The sequence below is a fragment of the Fulvitalea axinellae genome (genome assembly GCF_036492835.1).
Taxonomy (GTDB): domain Bacteria; phylum Bacteroidota; class Bacteroidia; order Cytophagales; family Cyclobacteriaceae; genus Fulvitalea; species Fulvitalea axinellae.
Genome location: NZ_AP025316.1, coordinates 42069 through 65226, shown reverse-complemented (window position 1 = coordinate 65226; position 23158 = coordinate 42069). Strand labels below are relative to the sequence as shown.

The following is a 23158-nucleotide window of genomic DNA, read 5'->3' as shown; positions in this document are numbered from 1 at the left end:
TAATATAACGTCCATTTATATCGATAAAATTTTTATTGTCGCAAGACGCTATAGAACCGTGCGTGTTTGTGAAGAACCCTATGCCGTTTTGCTTGATAATCGATAAGGGCTGGTGAGAACTGTGTGAGAAGGCCCTTTGGTGATTTTTGTATGAAGATTATGGAATGCCATTCCTGATACTGTCAGAGAAAGGAGTGTACCGTTATGTCTAAAAAGTTTTGGCAAGCGCTTGTTTCAAATAAACCATATAATGAGTATGAAGCATTTTTACCGATTACCGTTTTTGGTCTTCGTGTTTTTTTCCGCTTCCCTTTGGAGTTGCGAGAACGAATTCGAAAAACACTACGAAAAACCGGATTGGCTGAAAGGAACCACTATAGAGACCTTGGAGGCCAAAGGGAACTTTTCTCTCTTTATCGAAGCTATGAGGGTCTCAGGCTACGATATGACCGTCTCTCAAGGAGCCAATACCGTGTTCGCTCCCACAGACGAGGCCTTTGATCGCTACCTGTCCAAGAAAGGTTACAGTTCCGTTTCGGATATTCCCAAACCGGACCTGAAAGCTTTGATCGCCACCCATATCCTGAGTGCGCCTTACAGCAAGGAGCAGATGCTCAGTTCTTCGGTGTGGGCGCCGACAGGCCCGGACAGCGATTCCGACACTTCGCCTTGGGGCGAGATCGGGGCGAGGACGTTTAAGAAAACATCCTACTACAAGCCTGAGAACAGAGTGGTGGAGTATGAGGGACGAAACATTTTGGAAAATCGTTGGAATAAGTCAGTTCCGATTTTTTCCGATGAGTTTGTCGCCGAGCTTAAGATCAGCTCTTCGGATTACACGTATTTTTATCCAGATAAGGAATGGGGAGGCTTTAACTTCGCTGGTTCTAAAATCACGGAGTCAGAAATCCCTTCCAACAACGGATATATTTACGTAATTGACGAGGTGGTTGAGCCACTCCGCAATTTGGATGACATACTTCATCAAGAGCAGAATTTCTCGCTTTTCGCTTCGCTGGCTGACCGTTTTGAGAGGTACTATTTCTATAGTTTGGACTTTTCAGACCCTACCGCCCAACAGAGGGATTCGCTTTTCTTAAAGTCGTTCGGTAGCACTGGCAACGGGGATACTTACGCCTTGGTAGATATCGCCAATGAGCGTATCGGAACTAACGAGACCAACACTTCTTTCAGTGCGGAAAAGCTCCATCATTGTATTTTCGTTCCTTCCAATGACGTTTTGCAGGCTTATTTGGATCAGACTGTTTTGAAGTACTATCCGTCTCTGGAAGAGGTTCCGGATTTGGTGCTTTACTATTTGGTTCAGGGCCATATGGTGGAAAAAAACATGGCGTGGCCTAGCGTTTTGTCAAGTATCGGTCTTTATAACTATTTCGGTGACCAAATCGACATCAACCCGGACGCAGATGTGTCATTCAGGGAAATGGGATCGAACGGCGGCTTTTACGGCATGGATAAGGTATTGCCGGCCAAGGTCTTCACTTCGGTTAGTGGTCCGGTCCTCTTCAACAAGGATTATTCGATTTTCATGCAGATGCTTGGCGCTACGGAGCAACTTACCTCATTGTCGAAAGACGAAGCCAATTATGTGTTGCTCGTGCCGGAAAACGATTTGTTGAAAGCCAAAGGCTACGATTATAGCAAGTCCTTGGGCAAGGTATTGGTTTTAGATACTGAAAGCGGAGAACTCGTTCCCGCCGAAAAAGAGGACCTGCCGGCGATGACGGATTTCCTCAAACGTTTTATCGTTTATTCCGACGATGTTGACCTTTCCGGAAAAGGCTTCTTCAAAACCGCCGAGGGCATGTACTTGTCTTACGAGAACAATAAGATCTTCGGTGGCGGTAATATGGAGAACGGAGAGGCCGTAGACGTGCTGAACCAAGCAGGAGAAGGCACAAACGGAAAAGCTTACCAAGTGAGCGCCGTGCCCGAACCTGCCAGCAAAAACGTGTCGCAGGCTATCCTTACAGACGATCGCTTCTCTGATTTCAACGAATTGGCGCAAGCAGTAGGCGCTATCGACAACGGATGGTATTACTTCCTGATCGGTGGCGAGTTTACCGCTTTTATCCCGTCGAACGAAGCCATGGCCAAAGCCCGCGTCGCGGGAACTATTCCCGAAACCTCGGAGTACGGTACGCTTACCGATGAGCAAAAAGCCGATTTGTTGGCCTTTGTGCGCTACTTCTTCGTGGCTAACCAGTACGCCTTTACCGACGGCAAGAACACGGGCACTTTCGAAACCGCCCGTATTGACAAGGAGCGTTCCGACAACTTCGACACCTATTACGAAAACGTAATGGTGAAGCACGACGGAGCGAAACTGTATATCGAAAACGCCACGGGCGCTACCGCGGCCGTACAGCAGGGCGATATTCTCGCTTCGGATGGCGTGGTGCATATACTGGAAGACATCCTGGTCTTTGATGAGTGATTTTCGGCCACTAAACTTTTTTTCTGTGAGACTCAAGATTAGTATAATCATATTAGCCTTGCTTACCATCGCGCCGTTCGGGTTCCTTAGGGCCCAGTCGGTGATCGTCAGGGGCAAGGTCACGGACCCGACCGACGGCTCGGCGCTGATAGGCGTGACCGTTGTCGAGGTGGACGCTAACGACCGGAACATTTCCGGAACCGTAACGGATTTTAACGGGGTGTATCTTTTCAAGATGAAGGATCCCAAGAACAGGATCCGTTTCTCGTACATCGGCTATAAGCCGCAGTATCAAAACCTGAACAACCGCGAAACCGTGGATGTGCAATTGCAACCGGACGTCATAATGCTTGACGGTAACGGCGTGGTGGTACAGGCCGACAAGATGGGATCGGAAGGAATGATTACCGTGCTTAACCGCGCCACTTCGGTTTCGCGCGTGGAGATGGAGGAAATCGCCGACGTTCAGGCCGTTTCTCTTGACCAAGCCCTTCAGGGACGTATGAGTAACGTGGATATCGTTGCCGACTCCGGCGATCCGGGAGCGGGAATCAATATCCGTATTCGCGGTGCTTCTACATTCACCGGCAACAACAAGCCCCTGATCGTAATCGACGGAATACCGTTTGACGGCACTATCGGAAACGATTTTGATTTTTCGTCCGCGGACGACCAGCAACTCGGGGCTCTGGTGGATATCGCTCCTGAGGATATCGAGACAATTGAAGTGTTGAAAGACGCCGCTTCCGCCGCCATTTGGGGGTCCAGAGCGGCTAACGGAGTTTTGGTTATCAACACCAAAAGAGGAACGAATTCGAAGCCTAGCTTATCGTACTCTTATAAGCTTAGCGTAGCCTCGCAACCTAAGACCATCCCGATGCTCAGCGGTCCGGATTATGTGCGTATGCAGAAGGAAGCGCTTTTTAACCCTTCGGGAAACACCAAGTTTATCGACAGGTTTAGGGAACTAGCTTACGACCCGACATACGCTCTTTACGATGAGTTCGCTCAGGACACGGACTGGACCGACGCCATTACGCAAACGGGCTACACCAACGCCCATAACGTAAGTCTCAGGGGCGGTGGGGAAAAAGCCCGCTATTACCTTTCGCTAGGCTATACGGACCAGGAAGGGACAACGGTAGGAACGGCATTGGAACGCGTAACAGGACGCTTTAACCTTGATTATCACCTTTCAAGCAAATTGCTCCTCAGTTCACGGATCTCATTCTTGCGTACTGATAACGACCGTAATTATAACGTAAATCAAGATGACAATACGGGTGACGTTCGTGGAGCCGCTTTCCGAAAAATGCCGAACATGAGCATTTACGAAATCGGAGAGGACGGAATGCCAACCGACCAGTATTTCAGCCCAAGATATTATTATCAAAATGATCTTGCCGTAAGCTACAACCCTGTGGCTATGGCTAAGGAAGCGCAAAACCAGAAGATCACGGACCGAATCAACACCGTGATGACTTTGCAATACAACCCTAAAGAGTGGTTGCAATATAAAGGAACGGTTTCGTTTAACGTGAACTCGGAAAAAACGCGCGAATATCTTCCTCAGAGTGCTGTAAGTGGTTATTGGTATAATGGATTGGTTAATAACTCAATCGAGGCTGATAAAGGGGCCAACGTAATTCAGACACGTAACGAGTTTTTGCTTATGCCACAGAATTTGGGCAAGCACCAATTGGTGGCTAGGGTTATGGCCCAGACAACGGATAAGTTATCTTCAAGTTCGTTGGGTGTACAAAGCAATTTACCAACAAGTGATTTTAGGGATCCAACTCTTTCAGCTGACATTATAGGAGCAAACTCAGGCTATGGTCGCTATCGTTCAATGGGTATTCTTTATCAAGGAAACTATATCTATGACGACCGCTATATTCTGTCGGCCAGCTTGCGCTCAGATGCCAGTTCCAAATTCGGATCGGAACAGCGCTGGGGACATTTTCCAGCCGTTTCGGTGGCTTGGAGAATGGAGTCCGAGAAGTTTATGGAGAGTTTGGACTTCGTAAATCTGCTGAAAATACGTGCCAGTTACGGTGAAAACGGTAACGAGCCGGAGCAAAGCAATTTGCAATACGGGGTGTATGGTACAAACAGAGGCTATATGGATCTTGGTGGAGTCCGGCCTGCCAATATTGAGTTGACAAACTTACGCTGGGAAACCGTGAAGCAGACAAATATTGGTGTTGATTTCGCTCTTTGGAACGATCGTCTTACCGTAACCGCGGAATATTATAACAAGACAACAGAAGACCTGATTTTCAAAGACCTGTCGATTCCATCGAGCGCTGGTTATGCGAAGATGACTCAGAACTTCGGTACGATTTCCAATAAAGGTTTCGAACTGGATCTTTACGCAAAGCTTATCGAGAAAAAGGATTTTTCACTCGGTTTTGCGTTCAACATCGCCAGAAACCGCAACCAGATGGACGAGCTACCGGAGAACTTCAATCCGGAAAAAGCGAATGTAAACGTAAACGGGCAGTATGCGGCTCGTATTGACGTGGGTGACCCGATCGGATCATTCTACGGATACGTGTACAAAGGCGTTTACGCTCGTGACGAAGACGCTATTGCCCGCGACCGTAACGGGGAGCCTATCCGAACGATTAACGGTGACGGATATGTGTACATGAAGAAAACAACGAACGGAGCGGATTACACTTTCAGAGCCGGTGACGCTATTTATGAGGACATCAACAAAGACGGCGTTATCAATGAGCTTGACGTGGTTTACCTTGGAGATGGAAATCCGGATGTAACGGGAGGTTTCGGGCCAAGGATCAAATACAAAGGTCTCGCCCTGAACATGTTTTTCCACTATCGTCTCGGTCAGCAGGTGGTTAACCAGACCAGAATGAACACCGAAAACATGTACACCACCGACAACCAGAGTGAGGCGGTTCTGCGCCGTTGGAGAAAACCGGGAGACGAAACGGATATTCCGCGCGCGCTTTATAACTACGGTTATAACTGGTTAGGTTCCGACCGCTTTGTCGAGGACGGATCTTACCTCAGGCTTAAGACGCTCTCTATGTCATATCTTTTCGACAAGAAACTGTTGAAGAGATTCGGGATAAGGGAATGTAGCGTAACCCTTACGGCTTACAACCTTTTCACATGGACCAAATATTCAGGCCAAGATCCTGAAGTTGGGCTTAATGGTAGGGATCCGTTTACTATTGGTTACGATAAAGCCAATACGCCGCCGGCACGAAGCTTTACACTCGGAGCCATGTTGCGATTCTGATCCGATATGAAATTTTTAACTGCGGAAATTATGATGAAATCAACATACCGGAGGTTGGCTCTCGGTTTGGCGATGGCCGTAGCGGCAGGACTTTCTTCCTGTTCCTCATGGCTTGAGCTTAAGCCGGAAAACAACCTGATAAAAGAGGAATATTGGAACAAAAAGGGAGACGTTGTCTCTGTGCTTAGTTCCTCGTACCGGGACCTTAGAGAGAACTACTCGTCGTTCTTGGTATGGGGTGAAGCTCGCGGAGGTTCGTTTTACCAAGGCTTGTCCAATGCTCTGTTTACCGTGAATATGGGGCGGATCATGGACGGTAATATAGAGACTATAAATGGTCTTCTTTCTTGGGGGCAGGTGTACAGTTCTATTAATCTGGCAAACACTGTTATTAAGTTCACTCCCGAAGTTGTAACCAAGGATGCGTCATTTGATCAAGTCCAGGCCGATGAGCTGTTGGCGGAGGCCCGTTACATTAGGGCTTTGAACTACTTCTATTTGGTTAAGACTTTTGGAGAGGTTCCTTTGGTACTCGAACCATCGGATACGGACCAAGTGGATATCTATCCGGCCAAATCGACCGAAGCGGAGGTAATGGACCAGATAGTAGAGGATCTTGTTTTTGCCGAGCGTTACGCTTTGGAAACATTCGGCCGAGACGATTATGATAAAGGTCGCGCTACTAAAGGGGCCGTTAGGGCTTTGCAGGCTGAGGTTTATCTTTGGAAAGAGGACTATGCGTCCTGTTTGGTGGCTTGTGAAAAAGTCATTACTTCAGGAAAATACGGGTTGTTACCCAAGGATGAATGGCTGGAAATTTTTGCAACGGGTAATACCAACGAGGGGATTTTTGAACTTCAGTTCGATTATAGGGAGAATCAAACCAACCTTTTGACCCTAATATTTACCGGGTCTAACAATGCTCCGCCTCGTTTATTGCTTCATGGCAATATGCTGGACCTGTTTGAGCCTACTGATATAAGGGGAGAAGGGAGAACTTTTATTGGCGGTGAGGATTCGGATACTCCTCCGATCTGGAAATATACTGGATTAGGGACAGATGAGGAGAGTTCTCGAGACACTGACAAAAGCGACGCCAACTGGATCGTTCACCGTTACGCCGACGTCTTGTTGATGAAAGCCGAAGCTTTGGCCGCCCAAAACGACGCACAGATTCCCGACGCTCTGGAAATCCTTAATACGATCCGAGAAAGAGCTGGAGTCGAGGCTTTTGCTCCTCAGGAGAATATGACCCAAAAGCAGTGGATCACTCTTTTGCTTGAAGAGCGCGCCCGCGAGTTTGTTGCCGAGGGCAAACGCTGGTTCGATTTGCTTAGGATAGCCAAACGCGGAAACTACGCCAATAAGGACATCTTGATAGACATCTTGATGGAAGGCGTTCCGGCCGGTGAACGCCAGAAAGTGCGCAATAAGCTACAGGATCCGATGAGCTATTATTTGCCGATTTACCAAAAGGAAATCGACTACAATAGGAACCTCAAGCAGAATCCGTATTACGACACTCAGAACTAAAGAACCTTGGTCATGAAAAAAATAACGCGAAATATAAAAGCGGCGTTCTGGGCCTTGGCGCTGGTTACCTTCGGCCTCGTGGCTTGCGAGTCCGAGATAGGCGACCCGTTCTATGGCGACAGCGAGCTTCTGGTAAGTGCGTATCTGGAGCAAAACGCCGACTATTCGGAATATTACAGAATCTTGGAGCGTGCCGAAATGGCCTCTACGCTCAATACCGACGGGGATTATACCTGCTTTGTGCCCAACAACGAGGCGGTGGGTAACTACTTGGCGGATAAAGGAATCTCCTCCGTGGAAGCCGCCGAAGTCGAGGACCTCAAACTACTGGTACGTTTCCACACTTTGGTCAGTACTTTTTCTGCGATTGATTTTCCTAACGGGGTACTTAAGGACTCTACAGTTAGTGGCGATTATATCGTAACGGAAATAGGCGACGGAGGAATCAACGACATCACGATCAACCGCCAAGCCAAGATCCTCAAGAGGGATATCAAGGTTGCCAACGGCATGATCCACGAAATTGATAAGTTGGTGGATCCAAAAACCCAGTCGGTGTATGATGTGCTGGAGCGTAGCGGACGCTTCTCGATCTTCGCCGAGGCCATTATGCAGACGGGTTTGGCCGATACCCTCAAAAAGGTGACCCTGGAACTTCCAAACGGTTCTAAAGCCCGAACACGTTTTACACTTATCGCCGAGACGGACGAGCTACTTCAGTCAAAGGGAATAGAGAGCTTCGAGGCGCTGAAGGCAATGTATTCAGATACGGATGACATTACGGACCCGGCCAACGGACTTTATCAGTATGTGGCGTACCACTGCTTGCCTGGCGCTTATTTCCTTAATGAGCTTTCTTCCAAAAACTACCTGACATTCGGCAAAGACCTAATCAGTCTGGTTGTCGGAGAAGATTTCCGCATCAACGAGCGTGAAAATGAGGAAGGAAAAGTGTGGACCAACTTTGTGGAGAGCGAGTCGAACGAGCCCGCCAGAAACGGAGTGATCCATGTTATCGATAAGCAAATGCCTCCATATTCGCCACCGCCGGTGGATTTGAAATGGTTTATCGGGGCCCAGCCGGAGCTGATGGCTATGCCGGGTTACGATAAATACCACTTCAACTATTACGAGCAGATGTCAAGTGTCCGTTGGTTCAATAACCTGAACTATATCAGGGTCCGCATTAAAGCGGGGCACACTTTCCTGAATATGGGCCATAAAGGCGGTTTCTTTTGGGCCGAATTCGACATGCCGAAAATAGTAAAAGGCAAGTACGATGTCTATCTCAATACCAACCCGGGCGGCGGCCGTGGTACGGTACAGTGTTTCTTTGACGGAAAACGCCTTGGCGAGCCGCGTGACCTTACCAAGCGTGACGGTGGTGATCCGAGATCAAGACAGATTAATCCGGGAGAAGAAGGAGTGCTTTTCTCTTCCGAAATCTACCTCGGAGCGGTCAACCTCAAGGAGACCGAAGAGCACTTGGTCAAGTTTATTACCATCAAAGGTGGCGCTTTCCCTGTGGATTATCTCCGCTTTGTGCCTATTACCGACGAAGCCGAGTAATGGGGAATGTTTTTAAGGTTTACCAAAACCCAAGAAAATGAAGACAAGAAACTTTTTAGCATATAGCGCGAAGGCGCTCGCCCTCTGGGCGGGCTTGGGGCTCTCCCTGCAGTCTTGCGAAGAAGCTTACGAAGACGGGCGGTATTCGCCGTCGGGTAACGCCGACACCAAGATCTCGGAGTGGCTTTCGGTACAGGGCGATTATTCCAAATTCTACGGCCTGCTCAAGGAAACGGGATTTGACAAAACCCTTCAGGGCGAGAACGTCATGACCGTTTGGGCGCCGAAAGACGACGTGTTTCCAGACCTTTCGGCATACAGCGCCGAAGAGAAAAAGAACATCGCTGGTTATCACCTGAACTTCGCATCGCTGTTTTCGAGAAACCTCGAATACGATACGGTAAGATCCATCAACGGCAAGTTGCTCAAGATCTCCGAGACGTCGAACGGGTTCCGTGTGGACGAAGCAGAGGTGTTACGTGCCGATATCGCTTTGCGCGACGGCGTGGTTCACGGTATCGACCGCTTGATGATGCCCAAAGCCAGCGCGATGGAACTGCTCGAAGGGGACGAGGCTTACGCCAAAACCCTTGAGTATATCCTTTCGAAAAACGAGAAGGTTTTCGACCGTGAGAACAGTAAGAAAATCGGTGTAAACGAAGAGGGCCTTTCGGTCTACGATTCGCTTTGGGTTACCGAAAACGGATACTTCAAGACGGTGGGCGATTTGCCTAACGAAGACTCGGTTTACACCATGATTTTGCCGACTGACGCCTTTGTGGCTGCCAGCTTTACCGACGCCGTTAACCGTTATTACGGCTCTGAAGAAAACCTCCCGGAAACCTTCGGCGACGAGCAAAAGGCGATGTTCTCCGAAATGCTCCTCAAGTCGGTTGTTTCGAGAATGTACTACGCCGACGCCATGGACCTTCCCGACACGCTCTCGAACGGCAAAGGGTTCCGCCTGATTACCGGCGACGCTTTCCAGAATATGTTGGAGAAGACTCCGCTTAGCAACGGCGTGGCTTACGCAGCCGATAAGGTAACTGCCTTGGCGATGGATTTTTTCGTTCCGGTTTCGATGAACGAATCGGAAGCCGTGGTGGAAGCCGTAGTGAAGTCAAGAGACGGAATTGTGACTGAGGTATCCGGCAAAGGAAAAGCCTCTGGCGCCGCGGTAATGGCTGTTACGGCCGAGGGTGGCGACTGGGTGGAATTCAGCTTGCCAGCGCAGGCCAAAGGGGCCTACACCGTACACGTGGCCAGCCACAATGTGCAGCTCAAAGCCCCGTTTATGGTTACCGTCGGAGGCAAAAGCTTCGACTTTGATCCGGCAGCTTTCGCCAACCTTGTCAACGTAGAGCTTGGCCAGATCATGATCGGCGAATACGGAGAGCAGACGGTTCGCCTGACGCTCAAAGGCGAGGCCGGAGAGCAGAAAGCCTTCACCTTGGACTATGTCAAACTGGTGCCGAATGAATAGGCGTTTCGTTCACACTAAGAATTTTTGGACTATGAATCGAATTTTATCGCTTTTATGCATCATACTGGCCTTGGCGGTATCCGGCGGTAGGGCTTTGGCCCAAACCACCACGGTAACGGGCAAGGTAAGCGACGCGGCTACGGGCTCGGCCCTGGCGGGCGTCGAGGTAAGGGTGGAAGGCGCGCAAGCGGAAACCTCTCTCACCGACGACCAAGGTAACTATAGCATCGCCGTTCCTTCGGGAGCGTCGGGCTTAGTGTTCGTATATCCTGATTTCGGAATCAAGAAAGTGGCCGTTCGCGGGCGCTCGTCTCTGGATGTCAGCCTTTTCGCGGCGGGCACCAGTCGCTTGGACAGGTCCAATAACCTGCCTTACGGCTCCGTATTGGAACGCAACTTCTCGGCAGGGACCGCTACGGTTACCGCTGACCAGTTGGGCAACGCGGCCCAGCCTACTCCCGACCGTCTTTTGGAAGGCCGTATCGCCGGTTTACGCGTAACGCCTCGTTCGGCTATGGCCGGCGAAGGGGCGTCGATGTTGTGGCGTGGCGCCGGTACCTTCGAAGGGCGCAGGCAACCGTTGATTATCGTTGACGGAACACCTATCGAAACAGAAACTTTCGGAGTGTCAACAGCCGACGGATTCTTCCGTAACTCATTGGCGGATATTGATCCCCAAGACATCGAGAGTGTTGTTTTCCTTAAAGACGCCGTTTCTATTTACGGATCGAAAGCCTCGGCCGGCGTATTGGTAATCGAGACCAACCGCGCCGACGAGACAAAAACCACGGTCGACTTCTCGGCTTACGGAGGCGTAATCCAGGCTCCGGAAAAAATGCCTTTGCTGAACGCTTCGCAGTTCAGGGGACTCGCATCCGAGCTCCTTTCCGGCAGCGGTCAGGACAAAAAGGACCTGCAGCTTCGCTATCCTTTCCTTTCCGATGATAAATCCGTACCCGGTTATTATCGTTATGCGAATGATACCGATTGGCAAGATGAGGTTTACGAATCAGCCGTAACGCAAAATTATAGAATGAAGCTGAAGGGCGGCGACGAAATCGCCCGTTACGCTCTTTCTTTGGGATATACAAGCCAGGAAGGCGTGGTGAAAGGAACGGGATACGACCGTTATAATTTCCGCTTCAATTCCGATGTTCGTATTACCGAAAAACTCTTCTTGAGTCCGCGTATCGGTTTCTCTTATTCTGAATACGAGCTTAGCGCGCAGGGCACCGACCCGCGCACCAACCCCGTGTTGGCCTCTTATGCCAAGGCGCCGATTATGGGCGTTTATGCCAGAAGCGAAACGGGCGAAACACTTCCGTATTACGATCCGGTAGGCTCGTTCAACGTTAGTAACCCTGTCGCGCTGTTGAGCGGAATGGACGTGACCAACAGAAACTATCGTTTCCTTTGGAGTAACGATTTGACTTATAAGTTCGACCAAAACCTTGCGTTGACATACCGCTTGGGTATCGACTTCAATAAAATGAGGGAAAACGTTTTCGTTCCGGCTACGGGCGTGGCCGCGATTCCGGGCGAAGGAGCCGTCAACAACTCAAGACACCAGACAGAGCGTTTCACTTCTTATTACAACGACTTGTTCCTGACCTACAATAAAAACTTCGGACAGGATCACAGGCTGAACGCCGTTACGGGTTTGCGCTACAAGACCAACTCTTACGAATTGGACGAAGGACAGGACCAAAACACTCCTTCGGACGACTTCAAGTCGGTAGGGCAGGGGCGTAACGTTTACGACCGTGTGCTTTTGGGACGCCTCGGCGACTGGAACTGGGCCTCTTATTACCTTTCGGCCGACTACGCTTTCCGCGACAAGTATATGGTTAACGCCTCGGTTTCTATTGACGGATCGTCTCGCTACGGCGCCGACGCCGACCAAGTGGGCGTCTTCCCGGCTGTGGGCGCTGCGTGGAGAATCTCTTCGGAGGATTTCCTCAACCAAGTGCGCGCTATCGACGACCTTAAGCTCCGCATAAACTACGGACTGACTGGCGACGATATGATAAACGCCAACCACAACGGAGCTTACTATCGCTCGGTGCCGTGGAACGGCGTTGGCGGATTGGTCAGCGGAGGCGTTGGCAATCCCGATTTGAAATGGGAACAGACCGCTTCTTTTACAATCGGCGCTGATTTGAGCCTTTTCGATGAACGTCTGAGCTTGACAATCGACCGCTATAGCAGAGTGACTAGCGATGTGGTGGTGGAATATGAGATGCCAAGCATCTACAATTCCACTTACTTCGCCAACACCGCCGAAATCACCAATCAAGGGTGGGAGTTGGCCGTAGACGCCAAAATCCTTCGCGGAGAGGTAAGCCTTGACGCCGGATTCAATATTGCGGCGAACGACAGCGAGCTTAATTCCATCGGAAAATCAGGTATTCCTACTACACTGCCTAAGACTTCCGTAGTAACCGGGTTTGGTCCGGCCTCATTCGTTTCTATGGAGGGCGCCGCGCCATTCCAATACTACGGACACCGCGCATTGGGCGTATTGTCAACTTCCGGCGAAGCCGAAACGGCCAACCTGAAGAATGCCGACGGGACTCCGTTCCAGGCAGGCGACATGAAGTTCGAAGATCTTGACGGCAACGGAATCATCAACGACAAGGACAAAACGGCCATCGGCGATCCTAACCCGGATTACTTCGGTGGCGCTTACGCGAACGTGTCTTACAAAGGCTTCTCGCTGTCGGCTTACGCCGATTTCGCAGGTGGCTTCGACGTATTCAATTATGAGCGTATGGCCACCGAGTCCATGACCGGACTTAATAACCAAAGTGCCGCCGTACTGAACCGTTGGCAGGCCGAAGGTCAGCTTACCGACATTCCGAAAGCCACTCTCAACGACCCGATGGGCAACGGACGTTTCTCGAATCGCTGGATCGAGGACGGTACCTACGTTAGGCTCAAGACGTTGACCCTTGCTTATAGAACCGAAGAGAAAACCAAGGTTTACAACAGCCTTAGGGTATTCTTTACGGTGGATAACGTGTTCAACTCCAATGATTACCTCGGAAGCGATCCTTTCCAGGGAATGGCCTCGCCGCTTGCGGTAGGTTCGGGTTACGGACGCATGCCACAGACACGTTCGTTTGTGCTTGGATTCCAGTTGGGCTTATAAAATAGCGATAACATGAGAAAAATCGGAAAATATATATGCATGGCACTGTTCCCGCTTATGGCGGGGACAGCCCTCACCGGTTGCGACTCCCTGTTGGACGTGGAGCCGAAAGACGGCGTGGAAAGAGACGAATTCACATCCGCCGATGACGCCCGCGCCGCAGTAATGGGAGCCTACAGTCTTTTTCAGGAACTGAGCGAGCAAAACCTATTGGTAAACGGCCTGATGTCCGATGCCATGGACGTAACGGCCAGCGCTCCGGCCAGCTTTGCGGATATCGTAAATCGTCAGGCTACGGACGGCAACACATTGGCTGATCCAGCGCCTTATTACAAGCTGATCCTGAACTGTAATACAGGCTTGGCCAATTTGGAAAAGCTTAAGGAATCGGCCCCGGATCTCTCTGAAAATGATTATAATGGAGCCAAAGCGGAGTTTCTTAGCCTGCGCGCTTGGGCTTATATGAGCCTGGTAAATATTTATGGAAAGGTCGCTTATTTTGAAACACCCGAATCGGAGTTTTCAAAAACAGGGAATTATACCATAATGAACCGGGAGGAGGTTTTGGCTAAGTTGGAGAGTAGTATAAATGTTATTTATTACTCAAGTTCTTTTGCGGTTGGTGATGACAGTAGTTGGAGACAGGTTTTTCTGAGTCATGTTTTGTTGGCTGCGGAACTAAACCTGATGTTGGAAAACTATGAATATGTTGCGAGTCTCTTATTTTCCAGACTTCGAAGCGTAGACGACGGCAGCGTCACAAGTGATTATGAAAAAGCGAAATGGAGTGTAATCTTTTCAAACGAATATGGCAAAACGCAGAACGAGGTCCTGACTTTGGTGCCTTTTGATAAGGTAAACCGTCAGCAGCACGGATTGCAGGCCGTATTCCAGAGAGATTATTGGGTAAAACCTAGCGCTTCGACGATAGCTTCTTTCGAAAGCCAAACGGACAAAGGCGAAAACGCCGGCGACACTTACAGAGGTGAGGGCGTTTCATATATCGGTATGGGCAACGGAGCCCAAGTAAACAAATACGCCATGGGAAGTGGCGCCGCGGACGATGACGCGAATATTATGATTTATCGTTACGCCGATGCTCATTTGATGTTGGCCGAAGCCCTGAACCGTAAGGGAGAGCACCAATTGGCCCTTGATATCGTCAACAATGGAGCGCCAGACACATTGGATAATAATATCGGTGTGCGTGGCCGGGCGTTCCTCAAAGCCAAAGAGCTGATTCCTAATGGCGACGGTTCGGACCTTACCGCCACGGACTCGCTTCGTCAAATCGAGCGTATTATCTTCGAGGAAAGATCCTTGGAACTTGCCTTTGAAGGACGCCGTTGGGCTGACTTGTTGCGCTATGCTCATAAAACACCTGTAGACGGCACCACGGATGGCATGGATTATTTGATTGAGAAACTCTCGTCAAAATCCGGCGAAATGGATGAAACATTGAAGCAGCACTTCGCTGACAAAGCGAATTGGTATCTGCCATTTGAGATTAAATAAAATGCCCCATAGGCCAATAGGCCGCGTATCGTAAGCAAAGGCTCCGGCCTTTGCTTTATTTTTTGATAAAATGAATTCGGAGCGAAAAAATACCGATTCACATATTTTGAATAGGAATGGATACCGTATTTAGATGAATTGCTTTTTTATGCTGGCCCTATTTAACATAAGCTAGTTTATGATGTAAGCGGAGGAATAGTATTTAAATCAAAAAATCAATCTTGTTTATAATATTATCAACCATGGATTTGAGGCCCGTAATTGTCAATACATAAGCATTTCTCTTTTTTTGATTTTATTCCTTCAGTCTCGGAGATTTGCTTTAGGCAATGATAATTTCCATTTTTTAATGTATTATTGTTCCGTATAAGTGTGTGTGTTGTACTTTAATGTCCTTATGTGGCGTTTGAGTTCAGTGCGTTGATTTTTTTATTAGTGGGTAAAAAGTTTTCGAAATACCGTACTCACGGTTTAAATGGACAATGTCCATATTGGCTCTTTTATCCCTATTGAAAAATCCTGCTTTAGGACTTAATTAAATCCTATATTAAAGCGGCATCAGATGAAAAGCGTTTCAGAGCAGATTCAGGCTATCGTGCAGGGTGACGAAAAGGCTTTCGAGCAATTGGTGGAGATGTTATATCCCACACTTTTTTTCTTTGTCAAAGAATTTGTAAAAAATGCCGAAGATGCCGAGGAAGTAACGCAGGACACGTTTTTGAAGCTTTGGGAAAAGAAAAAAACACTGGACCAGCAGTCTAACCCAAGGGCTTATATCTTTACAATAGCTAAAAACTACGCCCTAATTAAGCTCAGAAACAAGAAAAGGAGGCTTAAGGACCATCAATTCCAAGAGATAGATTTCGAGATTAAAATATTGGAAAGTTATAATCCCGAAACTATTCTTCTAGCGGAAGAGACCCGTGATATAATAAATGACTTTATCCGAAATTTACCCGAACAGCGCAAAAAGGTGTTCACTCTTTGCCGTAAATTCGGTTTTACCAATAAGGAGGCCGCTGTTAATTTAGGGCTTTCCCTAAAGACTATCGAAACTCACATGAGGCTAGTCCATCGCGACCTAAAAGAGTTTCTGACAAAGGAAGTTTACTGATTTTTTTAATGCTGAAAACTCGCCTGAAGCCCAGTTATAGGGAGTTTTCATAATTTTTTAAAAAAAAGTTCATGCCCCGTTAAGGGTACGAGCCAAATATGGAATATGCGTTATTGATGAGACCCGATAACGACATATTATACAGATACCTAACGGGAGACTTGGACGAGGCCGAGAAAATACAAATTCTGGAATGGCTTCAGGACGAGGATAATTTCCGGGACTTTCAGGAACTCCGGACTCAGTGGATGCAAACGGGACTTGCGATGGTGGATACCGATGATTTTGCTCCGCAAATAAGCAAAGTCTTGGCCAAAACTACCCGGAAAAAACCGACACGGACACGAAAACTCTCGGATACTTGGGTAAGAATTGGAAGAGTTGCGGCCGTAATCGCCGTGGTGGCGGGTCTATCTTTATTCTGGAAGTTTTATGACCAAAAACCAGCCTTTCAGGAGATTACATATTCAACTACTTACGGTCAAATAAAACATATAACCCTTGAAGATGGCACGGCCGTTACGCTTAACGCTAAAAGTAAGCTGAGTGTATTGGATATGGGGCAAGTCCGGAAAGTGCAGCTGGAAGGCGAAGGGTATTTTAAAGTGAATTCCGATCCGGAGCATCCGTTTAAGGTAATCACTCCCGAGCTTTCGTTGGTTGTTACGGGCACTGTTTTTAATGTAAAGGCTTATCCTGAGGACAAAGCAATAAACACTACCCTATTGGAGGGGAAACTTAGCGTAAAACCGCAGGACAAAAAAGAAAAGGGAATAGTTCTTAAACCCGGGCAAAACGCCAATTACGTAAAGGAATTTGATTTTCTGAGTGTTGAGCCCGCCAATTTCCGTACGGCCACAACCTGGATGGAAAACAAAATCAGCTTTAGAAACGAAACCTTGGAGCAAATCGCCAATAGTTTGGGCCGTTGGTATAACGCCGAAATTATTCTCGACGAACATTCGCTGGATAAAGGCAGATATACCGGGGTGATATTAAAGAATAAACCCCTGGAACAATCACTTATAGTCATTTCTCAAATCGCTGATTGCCGATATAAGATCGTAAATAAGGATTCGGGTAATATGACAGTCCGTTTTTATTAAAATGATTACCCTTGAGGGAGAATGAGGGTTATTATATGCTTAACTATAAGCACATACCGTTTAAATTGAAAAAGTATTCTTTTGTTTTCAAGAATAGCTTATTCGCTTAATCACTTTTAACGTAACTTCCTTTCAAATAGGCTGTTGAAGTTTCTTTCATTTTGAATGTAAAAACAATCACAACAGGATTAAACACTCTAAACTTAAGCAACACTATGGACAATAGTTCTTAAAAAAAGAAGAGACAAGATAAAGCTGCAACTTTATTTGTCTCCATTCAAGGTAAAAGCCTATCACCGCTTTTACCCGCAAAATTGACGGCCAAACTCGGCGCGTCAACATTTTTAATGCTCAATTCTCAAATTTATGGAAAATTTCTATCAGATTCTACTTGCTAGTAGATATCGTGGGATTACTATGCGTGTACTTTTTGCGCTGTCCCTGCTTTTTTCTGTCAGTGTGGTGAGTGCCGAAGGCAAATCGCAACAGAAACTGACGATAAAGAAAAGTAACATTTCCTTAAGGGAAGCCTTCCGTTGGATCGAAGACCAGACGGAACTTTATTTCTTTTTCAAAGAAAAATCGGAGTCGTTGGACCGCAAGGTCAACATCGATTACAAAGACGCCTCTTTGGAGCAAGTCCTTGAGGGAATGCTCAAAAACACGTCTTTGACTTACAAAATCACGGATCAGTACATTTCTATTTTCCCAAAGAAGAAAAAAGTCAGTCCTCCGGTAAAAAAGGAAGTTTTGCCGGCCAAGAAAGCAGTTCCCCAGAAAAAACAGATTAAGGGAACGGTAAAAGACGAAACTGGAGCTCCCTTGGTCGGGGTAAACGTGTACGACAAGGCGAGTATGGAAAACGGCGTAATGACAGATATTAATGGAGAGTATGTCATTAATGTTTCCGGTCAAAATCCGCTTTTGGTTTTCTCATTTATCGGATACCACGCTCAGGAAATTCGCTTGGGAAACCGCTCTCGGCTTGACGTCACAATGGCCGAAGACGTAACGGAGTTGGACGAGATTGTGGTTACGGCCTTGGGTATCGAAAGGGATCGGAAATCGTTGGGTTACGCCATCAGTAAAGTAGAAGGCGCTGCGCTGATCGAGGCCGGTACTCCTTCCAACCCTATCCAGTCGTTGTACGGTAAGGCCGCCGGTGTGGTGATTCGCCAAAACGCAGCGGGCCCGATGGCCGGTATCAATATCAATATCCGTGGATCGGCGGGTTTGGAAGCTAGCGCTAACACTAGACCGCTCTTCGTGGTAGACGGTGTGCCGATTTTTGACGAAAACACCTCGCTTACTTCCGGTAGCGATTACGGAACGGGTATCAATGATATTAACTCCGAGGATATCGCTTCTATCGAGATCTTAAAAGGCGGTAAGGCATCCGTGCTTTACGGTAGCCGCGGTGCGAACGGTGTAGTTTTGATCACTACAAAAAACGGTAGCGAGTCGAAAAAGAAACTCAGCGTTGACGTTTCTTATCAGGCTACTATCGAAGAGCCCCGTACTTTTATCGAATTTCAGAACAAATACGGAAGTGGCGGTAACATCTATGATGTAAAAGATCTTGAAGACGGAAACAGCCACCCTGTCGCCAACTATAGCGCAAGAAGTTACGGTCCGGCTTTCAATAGTGAAGAACAGCGTATTTGGTGGGATGGCAAAGCTCGCCCTTACACGGCAAGACCTGATAACTACGAATTCCTTTTCAATACAGGCCACAGCAAGCAGATCAACGCTTCGGTGAGCGGTAGCGGTGATTACGGACACGTACGTTTTTCGTACACCAATCTTGACTATACTGGTATTCAGGACGAAAACTGGATGAAGAAAAACACTTTCAGTTTTGCCAGTAAGTTTAACCTTTCGGATAAATTCACCATCGAATCTTCATTGAATCTTTACGATGTGGAGACGCACAACCGTCCGCAGGGGATGTTGAAATTCTTTACTGACGGTATTTCCAGAGGCGCTCCTTTTGACGAGTTCATTAATAACGGAGACTATTTGGAAGATGATCCGCTTAGCAAAAATTTCGGCTATCCGCGAGATTTTGAGGAAGAAGGCTGGCCTACGGGATATTATTCGTTGCAGGATTTCTCAAATTACAAATGGTCCCGCAACAGGAATAGTGCTCTGGACCACAAGAAGCACCTTATCGCTAATATTCGTCCTACTTATCACGTAACGGATTGGTTGAGTCTTACGGGCCAAGTCAGTTTCGATTATACGGATACCGATTTTACCACCAAAAACAGTGTCACCAGAATCGACCCTGAGATGAGGGGTGGATATTACGGACTCAGAAGAAGAAATACGCAAGTGCGCGAATACAAGGGCTTTGCTAATTTCATGAAAGATTTCGTGGATGATCGCCTTGAGGTATTCGTAATGGCGGGTACGTCTTATCAGGAAGTAAAGGAAAACTCCGTCAATGTTTCCACCGCTAGCGTTGGGTCCCCCACCGGATTTAACTATCCGAACTGGTACCATATCAACAACCAGGCTACCACTGGATGGCCGGGATATAACCAACGAAGTAAAGTGATGGGAAATAACTTCGGCGAAAACTCAATGTACAGCGTTTTCGGTGTGGCTACCCTTACTTGGGACGATGTTTACACCCTCGAGCTTAACGCCCGTAACGACTGGTCTTCCACTTTGCCGCCGGACAACAACTCTTACTTCTACCCAGGTGTGGCCTTCACATATGATGCCACCAAAGTGATTAAGAGGGTTTTGCCTATCATACAGTTCAGTAAGTTCCGCGCCTCTTGGGCTGATGTGGGACGTGACGCACCTTCGCGTTATTACGCCAACAACACCCTTTCGGCCGGTAAAATCGAAGGAACGGACGCCAACAGTATCAGCGCTCCTAATTCTCTTATCGCTGGTTATATCAAGCCTGAAAGAAAAAGGGAATTCGAAATCGGTACGGAAATCAATTTCTTCAAAAAGAACCGCATTGGTCTTGATTTCTCATACTATACCAACACGGTGTACGACCAGATTATGGCAGTGCCGTTGACGCGTTCTACCGGAGCCAACAACATTAAGATCAACGCCGGCGAGGTTAGAAACTGGGGGTATGAGGTACAATTGAAAGCCACTCCTATCCTGACAAACGACTTGGTCTGGAACATGACGCTTACCACTTCGAACCAGTTCTCGAAAATCGTTAAGCTTTATGACGGCATTACCGAGAAAAACGTGAACTCTATGCGCGGCCGCGTATACGTTAAGGCTGTTGAAGGTGAGCGTATCGGTAATATTTATGGAACAGGCATCGCCCGTGACGATAATGGCAACAGAATAGTAAACGCGGACGGATCTTCGTATTTGCTTGACGAGAAGGATTTTGAGGAAATCGGAAACGTAAACCCTGATTTCATCGGTGGTTTCAATACCAATATCATGTACAAAGGGCTTCGCCTTAGCGCTCACTTTGATTATAGCTACGGCGCCACTATGTACTCCGAGACTAACCAATGGCTTTATTACAACGGAGCCTCTGAGCAGTCGCTCGAACACAGGGACCAAGCTAACGGCGGACTCGCTTATTATTACGATCAAGACAAAAACGCCGTTCCCTATAACCACGACAGTCCGAAAGGACCGAACGGCGAGAAAGTTTACCATGACGGCATTATCCTGAAAGGCGTGGTAAAAAACGGAGACGGAACCTATAGCGAAAACGAGAAAATCGTACCCGTTTCAAGCTACTACGGAACTTTCGTAAGCTGGGCTAACGAGGCAATTAACGCCGTAGACCGTAAGTACAAGAACAATTACATCAAGGTGCGTGAGATCGCGTTGTCTTACCGCTTACCACAAAAATGGGTGGAAAGGGCCAAACTGCGCAACGTTACCCTCAACGTTTTCGCCAGGAACCTCGGCTATATCTACAAGTCAGTACCGAACTTGGATTCCGAAGCCTATATGGGTACCAACACCTATTTTGAGGCTTCCGCTATTCCTTCCACTCGTACGTTTGGTATGAAAATTCAAGTAGGCCTTTAATCTCCAGATTATGAGAAAATATATATTTATACTGCCGATTATAGGGTTCTTCCTCACAATGGGGTGCCAAGATACCCTTGAGGAGGATTTCCAAAACCCCAACGTATATACTCCTGAGCACAACGTACCTTCGGGCTTGTTCTCGTCCATGTTCTCCCGGACCAGAACTTTCAAAAACGACTATGGTGAGTTTTGGTGGCATGCCAATACTGGAGGCGTTTTAGCGCATACCCACTTGATTATCCGTCATTTGCGCACAAGCTACGGCTGGTACAAAGACGTGATGGACATCCCTTCCATGTATACCACGGTAGGAACTGACGCGTACTATTACGGACATAACGGCGACTTTAAGGAGATAGCCGTTATGGAACAGCTGATCAACGGTATGTCGGAGGCCGAGAAGAAAGACAACGAGATCTACCTTACTCTTTCGCGCATCGGCCGTGATTTTCGGGCATCCAAAGCTGTGGACTATTTCAACCATGTTCCTTATTCGGAAGGCCTTAAGGGAACCGAAGGTGTATTCTTCCCGAAATTCGATGATCCGAGCGAAATCTATCATTCAATCATCGATAATCTTGGCCAGTACGCTTCGGTGATCAAGGCTCAGGCCGATCAGCTTTCCCCTTCCGGAAAAGCTGTTTTCGCCCAGCAGGATATCATCTTCCAAGGCGACGCTGACAAGTGGATACAGTTTGCGCAGGCTTTGCGTTTGCGTTTGGCCGTGCGTATTTCGGGCGTAGATCCTGATTTCGCCAAAAAGGTCATTTCCGAAATTATGCAGAGTAACCAGTTACCCTCGGAAGACCTGTTGATTCCAAATAACCTCTGGGTATCGAAGAAGAGAGACCACTGGAAAAGAGGGTTGATGGAAAGAGATTACCTTGATTTTATCTCCCCTACCCTTTTGTACAAAATGGATAAGGACAAAGACCACCTCTACACCGAAGGCGTAGACGATCCGAGGATTCCGGTACTTTTCCTTCCAAACAGGGACAAGATGTATATGCCCGCATCGCTTGATTTTGAAGTTGGGCAACAAATTTATGACAGTGTACGGGCCGATAATACCCGAAAGCATAAATTCAAAGGCGCTTATTTCTATTCTAATTATTTCAAGGACCTTGATAATTATATGAAGTACAACGCCTATTCCGTATACAACCCGGCTACAATGGTGAACAACCAAGAGCCTTGGCGCGCATTTACCGCCGCTGAGGTGGAGTTACTTTTGGCCGAGGTAGCGTTGAAGAATCTGGGAGGAACAGGAAAAAGTGCCCGTCAGCATGTGGAAGATGCCGTCAAGTATTCTATCAAATACTGGTATCATGCCAATAGCTTCTCTGATTGGGACAAAATCAACGATACCAACCGTAGCTACCTGAAGCCGGAAGCGCCTTCGGCCGCCGTGACGGATCAGTTCGCTAAAAAGATCGGAGAGGAATACGATCTAGCCCAAGGGGAAGATGGAAAAATGGGAGTCATTATCGGCCAGAAATATGTCCACCTAAATATCCATGACTATTTCGAGATATTTTCGGAATTGCGTAGAACACGTCACCCGAAGATTCCTCTGATTAAGTTTGATAAAAACACGACCCTCAACCCGGTGATCGAACGCTATCCGTATCCGGGAAGCGTAGCGTCCACTAACCGTGACAACTACCTTGAAGTGCAGAGCCAAGATAACTTCACTACCCATATTTTCTGGGTACCATCAGGGCTCAAGTCCGTCAAGTATTATATGGATAGCTTCGATGACGATTACCTGTATACTGAGTATCCAGGCGTTCCGGGGTCATTTAAGACAACGGAGTAATCCGCATTAATCTTAATCTTGACGCTTTATTGAATGAAACAGGCACGGACAATGCTCCGTGCCTGTATTCGAAAAGAGTACTATACTCGAATCGACTTTACCCACTT

Annotated in this window: 11 protein-coding genes; all 11 read left to right on the top strand. The window is 47.7% G+C overall.

All coding sequences use genetic code 11. The annotated features are described in order from the left end of the window. The first annotated feature begins 256 nt into the window (after nucleotides 1-256). The 11 genes from AABK39_RS21110 (at nucleotide 257) to AABK39_RS21060 (ending at nucleotide 23051) form a co-directional block, all read left to right on the top strand. A complete protein-coding gene (locus AABK39_RS21110; RefSeq protein WP_338395220.1) occupies nucleotides 257-2458 on the top strand; it encodes a fasciclin domain-containing protein in 2202 nt (733 codons plus the stop codon). 25 nt (nucleotides 2459-2483) lie between these two features. Further along, a complete protein-coding gene (locus AABK39_RS21105) occupies nucleotides 2484-5726 on the top strand; it encodes a SusC/RagA family TonB-linked outer membrane protein (RefSeq protein ID WP_338395219.1) in 3243 nt (1080 codons plus the stop codon). Between the two features lie 30 nt (nucleotides 5727-5756). Further along, complete coding sequence (locus AABK39_RS21100) at nucleotides 5757-7259, top strand: RagB/SusD family nutrient uptake outer membrane protein (RefSeq protein ID WP_338395218.1); 1503 nt, start codon at nucleotides 5757-5759, stop codon at nucleotides 7257-7259. 12 nt (nucleotides 7260-7271) lie between these two features. Beyond that, complete coding sequence (locus AABK39_RS21095; protein ID WP_338395217.1) at nucleotides 7272-8828, top strand: fasciclin domain-containing protein; 1557 nt, start codon at nucleotides 7272-7274, stop codon at nucleotides 8826-8828. Nucleotides 8829-8865: 37 nt separating this feature from the next. Beyond that, a complete protein-coding gene (locus tag AABK39_RS21090; protein ID WP_338395216.1) occupies nucleotides 8866-10311 on the top strand; it encodes a fasciclin domain-containing protein in 1446 nt (481 codons plus the stop codon). Between the two features lie 31 nt (nucleotides 10312-10342). Next, a complete protein-coding gene (locus tag AABK39_RS21085) occupies nucleotides 10343-13462 on the top strand; it encodes a SusC/RagA family TonB-linked outer membrane protein (RefSeq protein WP_338395215.1) in 3120 nt (1039 codons plus the stop codon). 12 nt (nucleotides 13463-13474) lie between these two features. Further along, entirely contained in the window at nucleotides 13475-14977 is a 1503-nt protein-coding gene (locus AABK39_RS21080; protein WP_338395214.1) for a RagB/SusD family nutrient uptake outer membrane protein, read from the top strand. Between the two features lie 562 nt (nucleotides 14978-15539). Continuing rightward, complete coding sequence (locus AABK39_RS21075; protein WP_338395213.1) at nucleotides 15540-16091, top strand: RNA polymerase sigma-70 factor; 552 nt, start codon at nucleotides 15540-15542, stop codon at nucleotides 16089-16091. 98 nt (nucleotides 16092-16189) lie between these two features. Next, entirely contained in the window at nucleotides 16190-17197 is a 1008-nt protein-coding gene (locus AABK39_RS21070) for a FecR family protein (protein WP_338395212.1), read from the top strand. Between the two features lie 417 nt (nucleotides 17198-17614). Further along, nucleotides 17615-21229, top strand: a complete 3615-nt coding sequence (locus tag AABK39_RS21065; RefSeq protein ID WP_338395211.1) for a SusC/RagA family TonB-linked outer membrane protein — start codon at nucleotides 17615-17617, stop codon at nucleotides 21227-21229. Nucleotides 21230-21239: 10 nt separating this feature from the next. Then, nucleotides 21240-23051, top strand: coding sequence for a SusD/RagB family nutrient-binding outer membrane lipoprotein (locus tag AABK39_RS21060; RefSeq protein ID WP_338395210.1), 1812 nt, complete (start codon nucleotides 21240-21242; stop codon nucleotides 23049-23051). Nucleotides 23052-23158 lie beyond the last annotated feature (107 nt).

Excerpts from the sequence above, each read along its gene's own strand:
- AABK39_RS21090 (WP_338395216.1), top strand. The coding sequence starts at position 8,866 with ATGAAGACAAGAAACTTTTTAGCATATAGCGCGAAGGCGCTCGCCCTC.
- AABK39_RS21095 (WP_338395217.1), top strand. The coding sequence starts at position 7,272 with ATGAAAAAAATAACGCGAAATATAAAAGCGGCGTTCTGGGCCTTGGCG.
- AABK39_RS21110 (WP_338395220.1), top strand. The coding sequence starts at position 257 with ATGAAGCATTTTTACCGATTACCGTTTTTGGTCTTCGTGTTTTTTTCC.
- AABK39_RS21075 (WP_338395213.1), top strand. The coding sequence starts at position 15,540 with ATGAAAAGCGTTTCAGAGCAGATTCAGGCTATCGTGCAGGGTGACGAA.
- AABK39_RS21080 (WP_338395214.1), top strand. The coding sequence starts at position 13,475 with ATGAGAAAAATCGGAAAATATATATGCATGGCACTGTTCCCGCTTATG.
- AABK39_RS21100 (WP_338395218.1), top strand. The coding sequence starts at position 5,757 with ATGATGAAATCAACATACCGGAGGTTGGCTCTCGGTTTGGCGATGGCC.
- AABK39_RS21085 (WP_338395215.1), top strand. The coding sequence starts at position 10,343 with ATGAATCGAATTTTATCGCTTTTATGCATCATACTGGCCTTGGCGGTA.
- AABK39_RS21065 (WP_338395211.1), top strand. The coding sequence starts at position 17,615 with ATGCGTGTACTTTTTGCGCTGTCCCTGCTTTTTTCTGTCAGTGTGGTG.
- AABK39_RS21060 (WP_338395210.1), top strand. The coding sequence starts at position 21,240 with ATGAGAAAATATATATTTATACTGCCGATTATAGGGTTCTTCCTCACA.
- AABK39_RS21070 (WP_338395212.1), top strand. The coding sequence starts at position 16,190 with ATGGAATATGCGTTATTGATGAGACCCGATAACGACATATTATACAGA.